We start from the raw sequence: 14,265 nt of genomic DNA, 5'->3' as shown, positions 1-14,265 counted from the left end.
CGGGCGATGCGAGACCGCTGGCATCGTCGATACGGCGGATTCTCCCGCGCCGCCGACGCGACGCTGCTGGATTCCTGTGACAAGCACAGGAATGAGGGGAGCGTGGGTTGAACGCCAATGGCCACAAGCAGCCGCCCGAATACTCCGTGCTATTTTTGCCGCGCCACGACAACACCTCCCCCATTTCACGGCGGATTCTCCCGCGCCGCCGACGCGACGCTCTGGATTCCTGTGACGAGCACAGGAATGAGGGGGCGTGGGTTGACCGCCAATGGCCACAAGCAGCCGCCCGAATACTCCCGCTACTTTTGCCGCGCCACGACAACACCCTCCCTCATTCCTGTGCTCGTCACAGGAAGCCAGCCACGGCGTGTCGGCGCCGTGAATGACCTTGGGGGTGTTGCATGGCGGAGATGCAACTCAGGATCCGACCACTTGTTCGAGAACTCTGAGCAAGCGACTCTCCTCGGTCGGCTTGCCGACATTGGGCGCCCCGGCGAGGATGTCGCCGCCGATGAGCTCCGGCTCGGCATATGCGCTTGCCACGACGAAGGGGACATTCTGCGCGTGCAGCGCCTCCGCCACCGGTCTCACCCCGCCATCCTTGAGTGTTACGTCGAGGAGTGCCACGGCGGGCAATTCGTCATCCAGCAATTGGAGCGCTTCCGCTACCGTCGCCGCCGGCCCGAGCACGCACCAGCCGCCTCGCTCGAGCAGCAGCTTGAGATCCATCGCGATGAGGAACTCGTCCTCCACGATAAGTACGGTCTTGCGCATGAGACCAGTCTCGATTCATGAGACCGATCCTAACGGGGCGACGATCTCGACCACCAAACCCGCTGGTGCGTAGTTCAGTTCCACCCGTCCACCCAATTCGCGGCTCACGGCGAAGTCGATGAGCTGCATGCCGAATCCCGTAGAGGCCGGCGGTGCAACCGGGGGGCCGCCGGTCTCCTGCCAGACCAGCCGCACACTTGGGGCGCTGGCCTCCTCGACCGTCCAGCGGACGCGAACCTGTCCCGCGGATGTCGAAAGGGCGCCATATTTAATCGCATTGGTCGCGAGTTCGTGCAGGATCAGGCTCATCGACATGATTTGCTTCGACCCGAGCGGTACCGCCGGCCCCGATTCGACGAGAACGCCCGTGGGACCTTCCGAATAGGGCTCAAGCGTTTGCCGAAGCACCTGCTGAAGGTCAGCCTCGCCCTCTTGCGCGTAAGCCGCATCATGGGCCTGCACGAGCGCATTGAACCGGCCCATGAATGCGTCGCGATATGCCTCACCAGAGCGACCCGCGGCGGTGGTCTGGCGTGCGATCGCCTGAACCAGCGCGAGCAGGTTCTTCATCCGATGCCGGAGTTCACCCAGGAGCACATCCTTCTCGGCCTCGCGCTGGCGTCGCTCCGTGGCATCCACGATCGAGAGCAGCAAGGTGCGGCTGTTGTTGTCGGGATGGAACAGCCGGTGCGCACTGACGAGCATCGTCCTCGGGCCGATGCTCGGAAAGTCTTGCTCGACCTCATAGTCCACAACCGCCGTGCTCTTCGGAATGACCTCTTCGAGCAGGCGGCGCAGCTCGGGGATATCCCACTGCCCGTTGCCGAGTTCATAGATGTGCTGCCCGATCGTCTCAGCGCGGCTGACCTGGAAGGTTGTGAAGAAGGCACGGCTGGCGCTCTGGACGCACAGGTTCTGGTCCAGGACAAGCAAAGGATCAGGTACCGTGTCGACTATGCCTTGCGCCTGCACATGGCCATTGCGCAACAGGCGATAGAGGTCTTCCAGCGTCATCACCACCCCGCACGTTGAACTTCCTCGGGATATTACAACATGCCGTCAGAGGCATGCAAAGGGCGTTGTTGCCGGGCAGGGCGACAGAATGGGGCCCCATGGGCAGAATTGCGGCATTAGGTAGCAAAGACCACCAAAAGCGGCTTACGCATCTGAATTAGAATAGAAATTCCAGCCCTTCCGGGAATGCCGCTGACCTTGATCGCGCTAGTGGCAGCGTTGCGTGTCCTGAAGATTGGCTGGGTGAGAGGCTAAAGGACGTTCCTCCGCCGTAGCCTGATCGAATACCTCACTAAGATAGGACGCTCGTCCGGTGTCGGGTTCAACCTTGTGGCACTTGCTCCATAATGCCGGAAATTTAGGAACAACGGGTTGCTCGCCTAACTCTTCCTTCAATTTTCGAGTGTAGGTTGCCGACCATACTGTCACGGATGTGCTTGTGCCGCTCTGTCGATCTTCTTTCCTTTTTTGGCGGCACGGAATGGGGTGTGCGGCATGGCGGATACCGTCTGGGTCAGCAGCGTGATGAGCGATTACTCGATCGGCAACAGGCAAGGCATCCGCGAAAAGTTCTATGGCGAGGATTGGGCACCTCCAACTTTTCAGCTTGGCGTTGAGCCGAACCACGTTGTTCAAGCGCATCGGCGTCACAGCGCGGGTGAAGCGCTTGAACGGACCGATTTTCCCGAGGCAATGTATGTATTTGCCGAAAACAACTGGAAGCGGGTGGGCGATCTGTTCTGTGCCGGTCCCTTCTATGCGGTGAAGGGGAGGCTTGCCGACGTGTTGAAAGAGTTCGACCTCGGCAAGGGAGGACTGCTCGAATTTCCCATCTATGAGGCCGACAAGAAGACCCGGCTTCCGGGTCCCTTCTACCTGCTCAATTTTGGCGCGGTGAAAGACAGCTTCGTGCCGAGCGAAACCCGCAGCAAGTTATTTCCCCGCCGGACGGTGGAGCGGGACGGCTACGAACTGTGGGCAACGTATGATCTCGAGGGCGGCGATATTGCGCTGACCGCGGCCGCTTTCGAAGGCGCAGACCTATGGCACGAGCGCAAACTTCAAAGATTGCTTTTCATGAGCGGGCGGCTCCATGAGGCCATACTGGCGGCAAAGGTGAAGGTCAAGTTTCGGTTCGCACGAGTGCGGATCGTTGGCGAAGCGGCGGCGAGGTAGCTTGTCAAATGAACCAGTCCGACGGCGTGTGGGTGAGTGTCCTGTCGGACGCACAGTGCACGACAGCAGAAGGGCGCCCGCTACAGGCTCGTGGCGGCGCGACGGCGCCGCGCTTCCAATCGGACGCGCGAAGATCGCTGTAGCACTTTGAATTGCCGCAAGATTTCTTAGATCGATGCCGAGTTGAGGAATCATGCCGTGGCGGCCTGCATTAAAGGGCGTCGCATTCAATTGGAGTCACGCGACGCGCTTCATGCATCTCGTTGTCCCGATACCGCTGCACACTTTCGGGCGACATGCATCAGTAGCGGTAATATCCGTAGATCGGGCGAGCGCCGCGCTTGCACTTGATCTCTTCCTTGTACTCGTCGTCGTCCCATTTCCGCTCGATCTTGCACCGGCCGCGACGATATTCTTCCTTGTAGGCCCGGCGTTCATAGCGGGGTCCATCGTAATAGCCGCCCCCACGCCAGCGCCCATGGCCGCTTTCGTCCTTCCAGGGATCGGCGAACGCGTTCCCGGCGCATACAGTCAGTGCCACGCCGGCTGCGGCTGCGATGGTCAAAAACTTCATGGCTCGGGCTCCTTCGGCATTTATCCAGATCAACGCATATTTCGTTGCTTAGTTTCATGGATCGAACCTGAACGCCAGATGAACCCTTGGCAACGCGCTGGCGCGGCTCAGGAACGCCAAGAGGATTCGCCGGCGCGGTCCGACACGAGTTTCAGGGCAGGGGCTGTCTTCGTCGCTGATGGAGGCGCGGTGCCGACCGGCTGCCTGGCCTCGACGTTCCCATGGCCGGGCTCCTGTTCGAGCGCGGCGGCGATCTTCTTCAGCATTTCCCTCACGCGAAAGGCATGCCTGGCGGCAGCCTCGGCTTCGGTCGCGTAATAGGCGGCGCTCATCGCCTCGATGAGGTTCAAGGCGGCGAGATTGACGACGGCATAGGTTTCGGCGCGCATTGGGAGCTCCAAGGCAATTCCAGGAAAAGTGTGAAGCGGTTTTCCGTCCGGAATTGCGTAGGTTGAGAGCAATTCCAGGAGAAGTGTGAAGCGGTTTTCCGTCCGAAATTGCGTAGGTTGAGAGCAATTCCAGGAAAGGTGTGAAGCGGTTTTCCGTCCGGAATTGCGTAGGTTGAGAGCAATTCCAGGAAAGGTGTGAAGCGGTTTTCCGTCCGGAATTGCGTGGGTTGAGAGCAATTCCAGGAAAAGTGTGAAGCGGTTTTCCGTCCGGAATTGCGCAATCTAAAAGTCTAAAACTGCTGGCGGTGATTGTGGGTTCCGACCAGGCGCTGGTTCATGCCCGTGCCGCCGCCGGAAAATTCGCGCTCGCGGTTGAGCTCGTAGAAGGCGTCCTCGGTAAGCTCGGAGGCGGGCAGGGCCTCGCGCTGAAAGACATTGCCGTCCGCGCCGAGGTGCCAGGCGAGCGAAGCGAGGCTGGAATAGACGCACGTCAGAAAAGTCTTCAGCGCCTGCTGGTTCTCGGCATCGCTCGACCGGCGGAGATCGGCGGAAAAGAGTTCGTCGATGTGGCCGTGCAGGTGGGATCTGATCGTCAGGATGGACATATGGCCGCGCTCGGTCTCCCGGTGTCCGATGGCCGGGGGTGCCGGGCATCGATCGTGTCGTTCGTGTTGAATGCAACATCGCGCGCGACACGAATGGTGTCAACACGTATCGTGTTGTTTTTGGTGTTGCCGACATGGTTTGTGTTTGAGGGGGAATCGAGGGCGGTGGCGTCTCGCGGGGGCAAAGATGGGTTGGGCATCCATCGGTTTTCGGCGGGACTGAGTCTCTCGCGCCCAAGGACTTGGGCGCGAGGGGGAGTTTCTGTTTGCCGCATTCTCACCCAGCGGGTTCGATGCTGTTTGTTGCATCCGGTGCATGAGCCGCAGGGCCTGCGTTGTGATTTTCACTCGGGCCTAGCCCAAACTCCCTCATTCCTGTGCTTGTCACAGGAATCCAGCCACGGCGCGTCGGCGCCGTGAATAACTCATGTTTCAGCCGAAGAAATGGGAACCGCGTGGACTGATCTCTCGCGCCCAAGGACTTGGGCGCGCTGGATTCCTGTGACGAGCACAGGAATGAGGGGAGTTTTTGGCTGCGGTTGAAGCAGTTTCGCGCCGAAGGCTCGGCAGTTGGTCTCTCATCACCCGCCGTCAATCACGCGCACCTTGGTCCGGGGATGGGTGAAGGGACGTGCAGAGGGAATGAGGAAATTTGAAAAGCTGTTCAAGGCAGTCGGGGAGGCTCGGCCGTTGATGCTCGTTGGCCAACCCGGAACTCCCTCATTCCTGTGCTTGTCACAGGAATCCAGCCACGGCGCGTTGGCGCCGTGGATAACTCATGTTTCAGCCGAAGAAATGGGAACCGCGTGGACTGAGTCTCTCGCGCCCAAGGACCTGGGCGCACTGGATTCCTGTGACGAGCACAGGAATGAGGGGAGTTTTTGTTTGCCGCATTCTCACCCAGCGGGTTCGATGCTGTTTGTTGCATCCGGTGCACGAGCCGCAGGGCCTGCGTTGTGATTTTCACTCGGGCCTAGCCCAAACTCCCTCATTCCTGTGCTTGTCACAGGAATCCAGCCACGGCGCGTCCGCGCCGTGAATAACTCATGTTTCAGCCGAAGAGATGGGAACCGCGTGGACTGATCTCTCGCGCCCAAGGACTTGGGCGCGCTGGATTCCTGTGACGAGCACAGGAATGTGGGGGAGATTTTGTTTGCCGCATTCTCACCAGCGGGTTCGATGCTGTTTGTTGCATCCCGTGCATGAGCCGCAGGGTCTGCGTTGTGATTTTCACTCGGGTCTAGCCCAAATTCCCTCATTCCTGTGCTTGTCACAGGAATCCAGCCACGGCGCGTCGGCGCCGTGATTGAGCAGGTACGGAGGCGCGCCCGCTGCTGCGGCGGCGAGGGCCACCCGTCCGCCTTACGCATTCCCGGCGAGTGCGATGTAGTGGACGCTGTGGACGGTGTTGGCGTCGAAGCGGAGTTCCTTCGGCGGGTTGAACTGCTCGAGCACCAGTTCGGCGCTGTTGTGGCGGACGAACTTCTTGACGTAGGCGAGCAGCGCGCCGTTTTCTTCGAGCCGGATCTGGGCGATCACATAGTCGCCGCGCTTCACCCGGCGGCTGGGGTCGACGAAGCAGACCTCGCCGTCCTCATAGCGCGGAGACATGGAATCGCCGGAAACCGAGACCGCATAGGCGCCGGAAATGTCCGAGAGGATCGGCGGTGCCATGACTTCGTACAACACATTGCCATTCATTATGAATTCACCGTCCACTCCGCCTACGGCCTGGCCGAAGACGGGGATCTTTTTGCCCTTGCCGACGACCGGGGTGAGAAGCGTACCGTTCGGCTCGGCGACCCCCACGGGCCCCGCGGGCGGAGCACCGTTGCCCGCCCGCCGGTCGCCGTCCAGCAGCCAGACCGGATCGACATTGAAGCGGCGGCCGTAGATCTTGGCCTCGGCGAGTTCGAAGTCGTTCTGGCCGTTTTCGTGGGCGCGATAGGTCGAGGCGATGACGCCAAGCGCGTTCGCGGCGTCGGAGGCAAACCGATAACCTGCCTTCAGGCGCGCCTCGCGCAATCTTTCAGCTTTGTCGCTCATGGCTCGCAGCTTTGTTGCTCATGACTTGGGAACATATCGACACGAATAACACAAATCATGTTGACATGACAACATGAGTAATGTCATTCCTGACGAGGTGAAACGCAACCGGGAGGAGGGCGGTCGATGAAGGGCCGGCGTAAGATTTTACTGACCTTCGTCCGCTTCACGCCTTTCAAGGCGTTGGCCGCGCCCTAGATCAGTCTCGTGGGCATCCGCGCCAAGGATGCCCCAGGAATGTCCCAAGGGGGGACTGGGCGGGGGTTAGCAGAAAATCGTTTCGCGCCTATTCCTCCCGGCCTTTGGGCTGCAGGTGCAGGCGGAAACCGGGTCGCACGTTCCTGCCCCGGGGTTCCTCTGGGATGCGGGGTGCGGAAGCTTTTCCTGCGCCCCCGGGGTTTCCTTGGGTGCGAGGTGCGGACGCTTTCCCTGCACCTGGGGTTCCCATGGGATGCGGGGTGCGGACGGAAAACCGCTTCGCACTTTTCCTGCACCCCGCGGGAACTGATCGCCGCTCTCCTCCCCGGCGATCAGCGCGAAGCCCTGTCGGCTGGTTTCAACCGACAGGGCTTCGCATCCGCCCTGGATGGGGCGCCCGGGATGTGCCGCGCGGTCTCGGCCGGACGCGTGCGAGGGAGGTTCCGGCGGACGGCGCGGCCCGGCGGGAATTCGTGAACATGGATGGGTAGGCGCAGCGAATTCGGCGTCGCGGCGCGGGGTCCCGCGCGTCCCGGAAGATGCGGCGCTGGTGAAAGGTGGAACGGAGAATGCGGATGAGCGGGATGCGGATCTCGGCGATCGTGGAGGCGCTGGTGACGGCGGGGGCGACGCCCGAAATGATCCTTTCGGCGGTCTCGGCCGCGGAGGGGCATTCGCTCGAAGCGCTCGAGCGGCGCCGGGCCTCCGACCGCGCCCGCCAGCAGCGCCGCCGGCAGAGGGTGGCGCACGAGGCGATGGCAGTTGACGCAGCGGAAGGCGAGAGCGCGACATGTCACGGGACGGCGGGTGACAGCCACGTGACCGGCCGTGACGCGCCCCTTCCCGATAAAGAAAGATCCCCCGCACCCCCTAAAGAAATTAACCCAACCCGAAACCCAATTTCCGCTGGCGCGGTTCCTGCCGGTTCGATGCCGGCTGGTTCTCGGTGCCCTGACGTACCGGGCGAAGCCGCCGGGATCCTCCCGGCCGGACCTCGGGAAGGCGAACATCCGGCGGCGGGGCATGGGCAAGGCGGGGATGGGCAAGCCGGACGTTCGGAGGCGAGGCGGGGCGAGGGAAAGCGGGGCGAGGGCCAACGGGCCGAGGGCAAACGGGGCGAGGGAAAGCGGCGGGCGACGCGGCTGCCGGAGGGGTTTGTCCCCGATTGGGCTTTTGCGGCCGGCGAAGGTTTTGGCCGGGCGGAGGCGGAAGCCGAGTTCGAAAAGTTCCGCGACTACTGGAACGCCAAGGCGGGGCGCGAGGCGACCAAGCTCGACTGGCCGGCGACCTGGCGCAACTGGATCCGCAATGCCGGTCGGCCAAGGCCCTTCGGCGGACGGGCGCCGCCCCGAAGCGGGCTCAGACCGAAAGGCGATTTCAGGGCGCACCAGGACGAGGTGCAGCGCGAACTGGACAGGGCGCTTGGACGGACATCGGGACGAGCAGGGGCATCGGGACGGACAGGCGCATCCGGGCGATCAGGGGAATGGGGAACGGCAGGCGATGACGACTTTACCGGCACGACTTTCGAGCTTGAGCGAGGAGATTGGCAGGCTCGCCGATAGGCTGCGGCCGGCGCCGCCGGAGGGCGTGGCCGAGTGCCTCGACGCCCTGAAACGCGGCGGCATGGTGGCCCCCGCCAGCATCGCGCCCGCCGACTTCCTGCGCGAATACGTGCTCGCGCTTTCGAACGTGCCAGCCTGCGGCCTCATGGCGGCGATCGTGAAGCTGAAGCGCGGCGAATATGCAGCGGTCAGGCCCGGCTTCATGCCGGTGCCGGCGGAGCTTGCGGCCCTTGCCCGGCAGGAGGCGCGCGGCGTCCGGGAGGATATGGCCCGGGCGCGGGCGACGGCGGAAACCCTGCGGGCGCTCTCGAAGCCGCCGCCCTCGCCGGAAAGCAAGGCGAGGGTGCGGGCGATTCACGCCCGCTTCCGGGCCGAGGCGCGGGGCGAGCCGGCCGAGGCCACGCCGCCTTCGGCCGGGCAAGGCCAATGATGGGGGTGCGCGCGGCTGCCGCCGCTCACACTTGGAACTGCATGTCTGTGGCGAACACAGGGATGACGGAAACCCGGTTGGCTGCACGGAGAGCATTAACCGCCGAACACTCCTCGGTTGGCTCGACCTTGCTCAGCCGCCGCCCAACCCTCCCTCATTCCTGTGCTCGTCACAGGAATCCAGCGCGCCCAAGTCCTTGGGCGCGGGAGAACCTTGCGCGCGGCGGGAGGTGGCGCCGCTTTCGCGGCGTCGATGTTGCGGCCAGACGGAGTCATTCACGGCGCAGACGCGCCGTGGCTGGATTCCTGTGACGAGCACAGGAATGAGGGAGTTCTGGAATGTTGGCCGCACAAGACAGGCGCAGGCGATGACGGAATGCCCCGGGGGTGGTCGCACAAGACGGGCACAGGGATGACGGAGTGCCGGAGATGGCTGCACGGAGAGCATCAACCGCCGAACACTCCTCGGTTGGCTCGACTTTGCTCAGCCGTCGCCCCCTCATTCCTGTGCTCGTCACAGGAATCCAGCGCGCCCAAGTCCTTGGGCGCGGGAGAATCTTGCGTGGAGTGGATCGGTGGCGCCGCTTTCGCAGCGTCGATGTTGCGGCCAGACGGAGTCATTCACGGCGCAGACGCGCCGTGGCTGGATTCCTGTGACAGGCACAGGAATGAGGGAGACCTGGGGTTGGGCGTACAGGGCAAGTACGGGAATGAGAGCGGATAGGGGCCTAGCGATAAAGTTCAGCCAGAGCTGAAAATATTAGCCGGCGAAATAATTGGGCCCTTCAGGGGGCACGGAAGCACGAAACGAGGCCGGAATCGCGCCGGCAGGGGAAACAGGAGTAAGCAATGACGAACCATTCGGAAGGGACACAGTCGCAGCTGGCGCGGCAGCAGCGGCACTACGGCGCCGTGCGCGAGCGGCTGATGCGGCCGGCGAACGCGGTCGTCTCGGCCGCCGCGGCGGCGGAGCTCGAAAGGCGGCTGGCGGCGCTTGCGACCGATAACGCGGCCAAGGCGCGGCGGATCGCGGCGCTCGAGACGGAGCTTGCGGATGCCGGGGCACGGCTCGTCGCCCAGGCGCAGGCGCTGCTCACGGGGCGGGTCGAGGAGGCCGAGGGCGGCGACCGCCGGCCGCCGGTCGAGGAGATCGTCGCCGCGGTGCTTGAAGGTTTTCCGGGGGTGACCTGGGAGGACATCATCAGCGTGCGCCGCGAGCGCCGGCTGGTCGAGCCCCGGCACGCCTGCATGCGCGCGGTCTACGAGGCGCGCAAGGATCTCTCGCTGCCGCTGATCGGCCGCATCTTCCGCCGCAACCACACGACCGTACTCGGCGTGGTGCAGCGGCGGTCCGCCGATGCTTGAGGCGGGCGTGGTACCGGAGATTGGCGCAATTATTTCAATGGCTTGTGCGATGTTCCGGAGAAATGGATCATGTCCCTTCGATCGGACGGACAGCCGCAAAATTGTCTCACCCTTAGCCGGATTTCCGCCGGCGCGAGGCGAGACGGAAAACCGCTTCACACGTTTCCTCCCCCCGCTTCTTCGCTGGCGCGGGGTGGGACGGAAAACCGCTTCACACTTTTCCTACCCCGCTCTTTGGTGACGCGGGGTGGACGGAAAACCGCTTCACACTTTTCCTACCCCGCTTGAAAGGACCCCGAAAATGACGAGCAAAGCCCAGAAACTGCGTGCAAAGCGCAAGGCGCAGCTTGGACGCCCGCGCAAGGCCAATGCCGAGCGCTTCGCCTGCGGCAAGATCCGGCCGGAATGGTCGAGGCAGGAGAGCGAGAAGGAGGCAATGGCGGTGGCGCTTGCCGCGCGCAAGCGCATGCATGGGCTCGTCACGACGAGCGCCTTCGCCGGCTACACACTCGGCCGCCTGTTCCTCGATGGCCGCATCACCGCCGAACAGCGCGAGGCCGGCGACGACTATGCCGCGGCGATGGCGCGCTACTATCACCTGAACGGCATCCCTTACCCGAGCGTGCGCGCCCAGGCGCTCGACCGCGTGGCGGGGCATCCGGGCGAGACGAGCGAGGAACGCGCCCGGATGGCGCTGAAGGCGGCCGACCGGATGATGCGGCTCGAAGGCGTGCTTGCCGGCTGCGAGGAGGGCCGGCAGGTGAAAACGACGGTCTTCAACGCCTGCGTCATGGACTACGAGGGCCTGCGGCTGATGCCGGAGCCGCAACTCGCGTGGCTGAGGCGCGGGCTGAACGCGCTCATCTTCGACAAGGGCTTGCGCGAATATGGGGAGGGCGGTGCTTCATTTGAGCAGTGATAGGAATATATTCCCTGATGATCGCGGCGCGGGAGTTCCACTCATCACGTCCAGAGCTGATCCGGCCAGCAATACAGATGCTCTCGTCCCTGTGCTCGTCACAGGGACGAGCGGCCCACATCGGCGGTGCGGGAGGCTCTGTTTCGACAGCCGTGGCGGCGTCGGATCGCCACACGCGTATCGCGTCGCCCTTCAGCCCGCCGGTTGTCCAAGCCCCTTGCCTTCCGTTTTAGGCATATCCGACGTCAATCACGGCGCCGACGCGCCGTGGCTGGATCCCTGTGACGAGCACAGGGATGAGGGAGTTCTGGGTTGGCCGCCCAACCAGCATCAACCGCCGAACATTCCTCGGCTGGCTCGATCTTGCTCGGCCATGGCCGCGGTTGGCTCATTCCTGTGCGCGTCATGCGGATGCGGGAGTGCGTTGTCATGGCAGAGGAAAAATGAAGGCGGGGAGTGCTCGGAGGGCTGTTGGCCGTCTGCGGCTGACCATCCGCACCTCTCGACGCGAGGATGTAGACATAGCCTTTCATGTTTCTCGGCTTGATTGAAGAATTCGGCATGAGCAAGCAGGAGTTGCTTGCGGCGCGCGGGCGCTGGTACGCGTTGCAGTTTGGCGCGCGAACCGCGCTGGCCAGCGAGATCATCCAGCCCGGCCCCCGCGCCGGCGGCGCGGGAGACTCCCCCTTGATCAATGGCGCGAACGGCCGCGGCGTCGCGTCACCCTTCAGCCGACCGTCGTCCAGAGCCCCTTGCCTTGTCGGCATATCCGACGTCAATCACGGCGCCGACGCGCCGTGGCTGGATCCCTGACGAGCACAGGGATGAGGGAGTTCTGGGGTGGCCGCCCAACCAGCATCAACCGCCGAACATTCCTCGGCGGCTCGATCTTGTTCGGCCATGGCCGCGGTTGGCTCATTCCTGTGCGCATCATGCGGATGCGGGAGTGTGTTGTCATGGCAGAGGAAAAATGAAGAGGGGGAGTGTTCGGAGGTCGCTGTTGGCCGCCTGCGGCTGACCATCCGCATCTCTCGATGCGAGGATGTAGACATAGCCTTTCATGTCTCTCAGCTTGATCGAAGAATTCGGCAGGACCAAGCAGGAGTTGCTTGCGGCGGGCGGGCGCTGGTACGCGTTGCAGTTTGGCGCGCGCGAACCGCGCTCGCCAGCGAGATCATTCAGCCCGGCCCCCGCGCCAGCGGCGCGGGAGACTCCCGCTTGATCAATGGCGCGAACGGCCGCGGCGTCGCGTCGCCCTTCAGCCGGCCGTCGTCCAGAGCCCCTTGCCTTGTCGGCATATCCGACGTCAATCACGGCGCCGACGCGCCGTGGCTGGATCCCTGTGACCAGCACAGGGATGAGGGAGTTCTGGGTTGGCCGCCCAACAGCATCAACCGCCGCGGCTGGCTCGATCTTGCTCGGCCATGGCCGCGGTTGGCTCATTCCTGTGCGCGTCATGCGGATGCGGGAGTGTGTGGTCATGGCGGAGGAAAAATGAAGGCGGGGAGTGTTCGGAGGTCGCTGTTGGCCGCCTGCGGCTGACCATCCGCACCTCATTCCTGTGCTCGTCACAGGAATCCAGCCGCGCCGCGTCGGCGGCGCGTGCGGGACTCGCTCCAACAATGAGCCAGCGCGGATCACGCCCGCCAAAACTGCAACGCGTACCAGCCGCCCGCGCGCCGCAAGCAACTCCTGCTTGCTCATGCCGAATTCTTCAATCAAGGTGAGAGACATGAAAGGCTATGTCTACATCCTCGCGTCGAAACGAAACGGCACGCTTTACACAGGCGTCACCCGCGACCTGGCCCGCCGTCTCCTTGAGCACCAACACGAGCTCACACCCGGTTTCACATCGAAATACGGCGTCAAGACCCTGGTCTGGTTCGAGGAATTCGACCTTTTGACGGCTGCGATCACGCGGGAAAAGACCATGAAGAAATGGCCACGGCAGTGGAAGCTGAACCTCATCGAGGCCATGAATCCGGAATGGCAGGACATCTCGCACTATTTGCACGGCCTGTGAGGCCACGCGATACGCCGCGGCTATTCACGCCATTGATCAAGCGGAGTCTTCCGCGCCGCCGGTGCGGCGCCGGGCTGAATGACGTCTCTGGCTATCCGTCGATCGCCTGTCACGAAACCCCGATATTCCGGTTTCAGCGCTGCTGCTTTGATTCTGCGCGCTTTGTGGAAACGACATCTCCGGGCGCGCGCCCATGGTCACACAAGTAATGCGATACAACTCCGCCATTATCGACTTTCAAAGAAAACGCGGGGGCGATTCCATCGCGTTTTTCGTGCCGTTTCTGACGCGCGATATGGACCTGCTCGACGTCGGTTGCGGGCCGGGCACGATTACGGCCGGCTTCGCCGATGTCGTGCGGACTGTTACCGGCCTTGACCTGGAGCCGAAAGCCATTGCCGCCGCCAATCAGATGGTCGCGACAGCCGGCCATGCCAATCTGGGCTTTGTGGCAGGCGACATGACTTCGCTGCCATTCGAGGACGGCAGTTTTGACGCGGTCTTCTTCCACGCGGTGCTCTATCACCTCGATGCCGCGAAACTCCGGCAAACGCTCGCGGAAGCATTGCGGGTGCTGAAGCCGGGCGGGCTGATCGCCACGCGCGATGCCGATGCCGGCGGCAATGTCATATACCCGGAGACGCCAGGCATCCTGCTTTCGCTGGACCTGTGGCAGCGCTGGTACGAGCACTCATCGAACGACGCCGTTTATTTCGGGCGGCGCCAGGGGGCTGTGCTGCGATCTCATGGTTTCGTGCCGGTCTGGAGCGGCGCAAGTCATGTCAATCACAGCGCCGATGCGCCGACCCGGCGGGAAACCGTTGAGGACGCGAAAAGGAGCCTCGAAAGCCTCGCCGAAGGCCTTGTTCAACGGGGTCTCGCCGACCGCCAGGAGATCGAGACGGCGCTCTCGGCCTGGGACAGGTGGGGCAGCGATCCGGATGCGGTCTACCTGCGTTGTCGATGCGAATGCGTCGCTACAGCGCCGCGCGTCTGATCAGGGCGCGCAAGGGTCGCTGTAGGTCTTTGAACTGCACACATGCAGTAAAACCTTTGGCTGCGGCTCGATGACCTGCTCCCCGAACGGCGTGACAGGCGCAGCGCCCAAGGCTGTGGCCGACCTGTGAGTGGCCTCGGAATCGATTGGCCCATCCAGTCAGTTGTGTCTCGCGCCGCCGACGTAGC

At 63.3% G+C, this 14,265-nt stretch carries 14 protein-coding genes; 8 read left to right on the top strand and 6 right to left on the bottom strand.

The genetic code is table 11. The features are described from left to right. Positions 1-420: 420 nt before the first annotated feature. Positions 421-777 (bottom strand): response regulator, encoded by a 357-nt coding sequence (locus QN224_RS15905; RefSeq protein WP_283977468.1) that lies wholly within the window; start codon positions 775-777, stop codon positions 421-423. Between the two features lie 15 nt (positions 778-792). Beyond that, a complete protein-coding gene (locus QN224_RS15900; protein ID WP_283977467.1) occupies positions 793-1,791 on the bottom strand; it encodes an HWE histidine kinase domain-containing protein in 999 nt (332 codons plus the stop codon). Between the two features lie 495 nt (positions 1,792-2,286). Between QN224_RS15900 and QN224_RS15895 the strand changes: the two genes are divergently transcribed. Beyond that, positions 2,287-2,967 (top strand): hypothetical protein, encoded by a 681-nt coding sequence (locus QN224_RS15895; protein ID WP_283977466.1) that lies wholly within the window; start codon positions 2,287-2,289, stop codon positions 2,965-2,967. Positions 2,968-3,268: 301 nt separating this feature from the next. On the opposite strand, the gene QN224_RS15890 is transcribed toward QN224_RS15895, so the two are convergent. The 4 genes from QN224_RS15890 to QN224_RS15875 all read right to left on the bottom strand — a co-directional run bounded on the left by QN224_RS15890 (position 3,269) and on the right by QN224_RS15875 (position 6,581). Further along, positions 3,269-3,541 (bottom strand): hypothetical protein, encoded by a 273-nt coding sequence (locus QN224_RS15890; protein WP_173513018.1) that lies wholly within the window; start codon positions 3,539-3,541, stop codon positions 3,269-3,271. Between the two features lie 107 nt (positions 3,542-3,648). After that, positions 3,649-3,930, bottom strand: a complete 282-nt coding sequence (locus tag QN224_RS15885; RefSeq protein ID WP_283977465.1) for a hypothetical protein — start codon at positions 3,928-3,930, stop codon at positions 3,649-3,651. A gap of 290 nt (positions 3,931-4,220) precedes the next feature. Beyond that, positions 4,221-4,535, bottom strand: a complete 315-nt coding sequence (locus QN224_RS15880) for a hypothetical protein (protein ID WP_283977464.1) — start codon at positions 4,533-4,535, stop codon at positions 4,221-4,223. Positions 4,536-5,897: 1,362 nt separating this feature from the next. Then, the gene (locus QN224_RS15875) at positions 5,898-6,581 is read right to left on the bottom strand and encodes a helix-turn-helix transcriptional regulator (RefSeq protein ID WP_283977463.1); all 684 of its coding nucleotides are present in this window, start codon (positions 6,579-6,581) and stop codon (positions 5,898-5,900) included. 773 nt (positions 6,582-7,354) lie between these two features. On the opposite strand from QN224_RS15875, the gene QN224_RS15870 reads away from it, so the two are divergent. The 7 genes from QN224_RS15870 (at position 7,355) to QN224_RS15840 (ending at position 14,077) form a co-directional block, all read left to right on the top strand. Beyond that, positions 7,355-8,344 carry a hypothetical protein gene (locus tag QN224_RS15870; RefSeq protein ID WP_283977462.1) on the top strand — a complete coding sequence of 330 codons (990 nt, stop codon included), beginning with the start codon at positions 7,355-7,357 and terminating at the stop codon, positions 8,342-8,344. Continuing rightward, positions 8,283-8,774 (top strand): hypothetical protein, encoded by a 492-nt coding sequence (locus QN224_RS15865; RefSeq protein ID WP_283977461.1) that lies wholly within the window; start codon positions 8,283-8,285, stop codon positions 8,772-8,774. Before QN224_RS15870 ends, QN224_RS15865 begins: the two co-directional genes overlap by 62 nt. Before the next feature lie 848 nt (positions 8,775-9,622). Beyond that, positions 9,623-10,138, top strand: a complete 516-nt coding sequence (locus tag QN224_RS15860; protein ID WP_283977460.1) for a helix-turn-helix domain-containing protein — start codon at positions 9,623-9,625, stop codon at positions 10,136-10,138. Between the two features lie 301 nt (positions 10,139-10,439). Continuing rightward, positions 10,440-11,057: a hypothetical protein gene (locus tag QN224_RS15855; protein ID WP_283977459.1), complete on the top strand. Its 618-nt coding sequence runs from the start codon at positions 10,440-10,442 to the stop codon at positions 11,055-11,057. Between the two features lie 531 nt (positions 11,058-11,588). Then, positions 11,589-11,870 carry a hypothetical protein gene (locus QN224_RS15850; protein ID WP_283977458.1) on the top strand — a complete coding sequence of 94 codons (282 nt, stop codon included), beginning with the start codon at positions 11,589-11,591 and terminating at the stop codon, positions 11,868-11,870. Between the two features lie 919 nt (positions 11,871-12,789). Then, positions 12,790-13,080: a GIY-YIG nuclease family protein gene (locus tag QN224_RS15845; protein ID WP_283977457.1), complete on the top strand. Its 291-nt coding sequence runs from the start codon at positions 12,790-12,792 to the stop codon at positions 13,078-13,080. Positions 13,081-13,273: 193 nt separating this feature from the next. Beyond that, positions 13,274-14,077, top strand: a complete 804-nt coding sequence (locus QN224_RS15840) for a class I SAM-dependent methyltransferase (protein WP_283977456.1) — start codon at positions 13,274-13,276, stop codon at positions 14,075-14,077. The last annotated feature ends 188 nt before the right edge of the window (positions 14,078-14,265 follow it).

The sequence above is a fragment of the Sinorhizobium sp. 7-81 genome (assembly GCF_030124405.1).
In the GTDB taxonomy this organism is placed as follows: Bacteria; Pseudomonadota; Alphaproteobacteria; order Rhizobiales; family Rhizobiaceae; genus Sinorhizobium; species Sinorhizobium psoraleae.
This window is presented reverse-complemented; position numbering and strand designations above follow the sequence as displayed.

What these genes read in the sequence shown, in the direction of transcription:
- QN224_RS15905 (WP_283977468.1), bottom strand. Translation starts at nt 777, where the DNA reads ATGCGCAAGACCGTACTTATCGTGGAGGACGAGTTCCTCATCGCGATG.
- QN224_RS15900 (WP_283977467.1), bottom strand. Translation starts at nt 1,791, where the DNA reads ATGACGCTGGAAGACCTCTATCGCCTGTTGCGCAATGGCCATGTGCAG.
- QN224_RS15895 (WP_283977466.1), top strand. Translation starts at nt 2,287, where the DNA reads ATGGCGGATACCGTCTGGGTCAGCAGCGTGATGAGCGATTACTCGATC.
- QN224_RS15890 (WP_173513018.1), bottom strand. Translation starts at nt 3,541, where the DNA reads ATGAAGTTTTTGACCATCGCAGCCGCAGCCGGCGTGGCACTGACTGTA.
- QN224_RS15885 (WP_283977465.1), bottom strand. Translation starts at nt 3,930, where the DNA reads ATGCGCGCCGAAACCTATGCCGTCGTCAATCTCGCCGCCTTGAACCTC.
- QN224_RS15880 (WP_283977464.1), bottom strand. Translation starts at nt 4,535, where the DNA reads ATGTCCATCCTGACGATCAGATCCCACCTGCACGGCCACATCGACGAA.
- QN224_RS15875 (WP_283977463.1), bottom strand. Translation starts at nt 6,581, where the DNA reads ATGAGCGACAAAGCTGAAAGATTGCGCGAGGCGCGCCTGAAGGCAGGT.
- QN224_RS15870 (WP_283977462.1), top strand. Translation starts at nt 7,355, where the DNA reads ATGAGCGGGATGCGGATCTCGGCGATCGTGGAGGCGCTGGTGACGGCG.
- QN224_RS15865 (WP_283977461.1), top strand. Translation starts at nt 8,283, where the DNA reads ATGACGACTTTACCGGCACGACTTTCGAGCTTGAGCGAGGAGATTGGC.
- QN224_RS15860 (WP_283977460.1), top strand. Translation starts at nt 9,623, where the DNA reads ATGACGAACCATTCGGAAGGGACACAGTCGCAGCTGGCGCGGCAGCAG.
- QN224_RS15855 (WP_283977459.1), top strand. Translation starts at nt 10,440, where the DNA reads ATGACGAGCAAAGCCCAGAAACTGCGTGCAAAGCGCAAGGCGCAGCTT.
- QN224_RS15850 (WP_283977458.1), top strand. Translation starts at nt 11,589, where the DNA reads ATGTTTCTCGGCTTGATTGAAGAATTCGGCATGAGCAAGCAGGAGTTG.
- QN224_RS15845 (WP_283977457.1), top strand. Translation starts at nt 12,790, where the DNA reads ATGAAAGGCTATGTCTACATCCTCGCGTCGAAACGAAACGGCACGCTT.
- QN224_RS15840 (WP_283977456.1), top strand. Translation starts at nt 13,274, where the DNA reads ATGGTCACACAAGTAATGCGATACAACTCCGCCATTATCGACTTTCAA.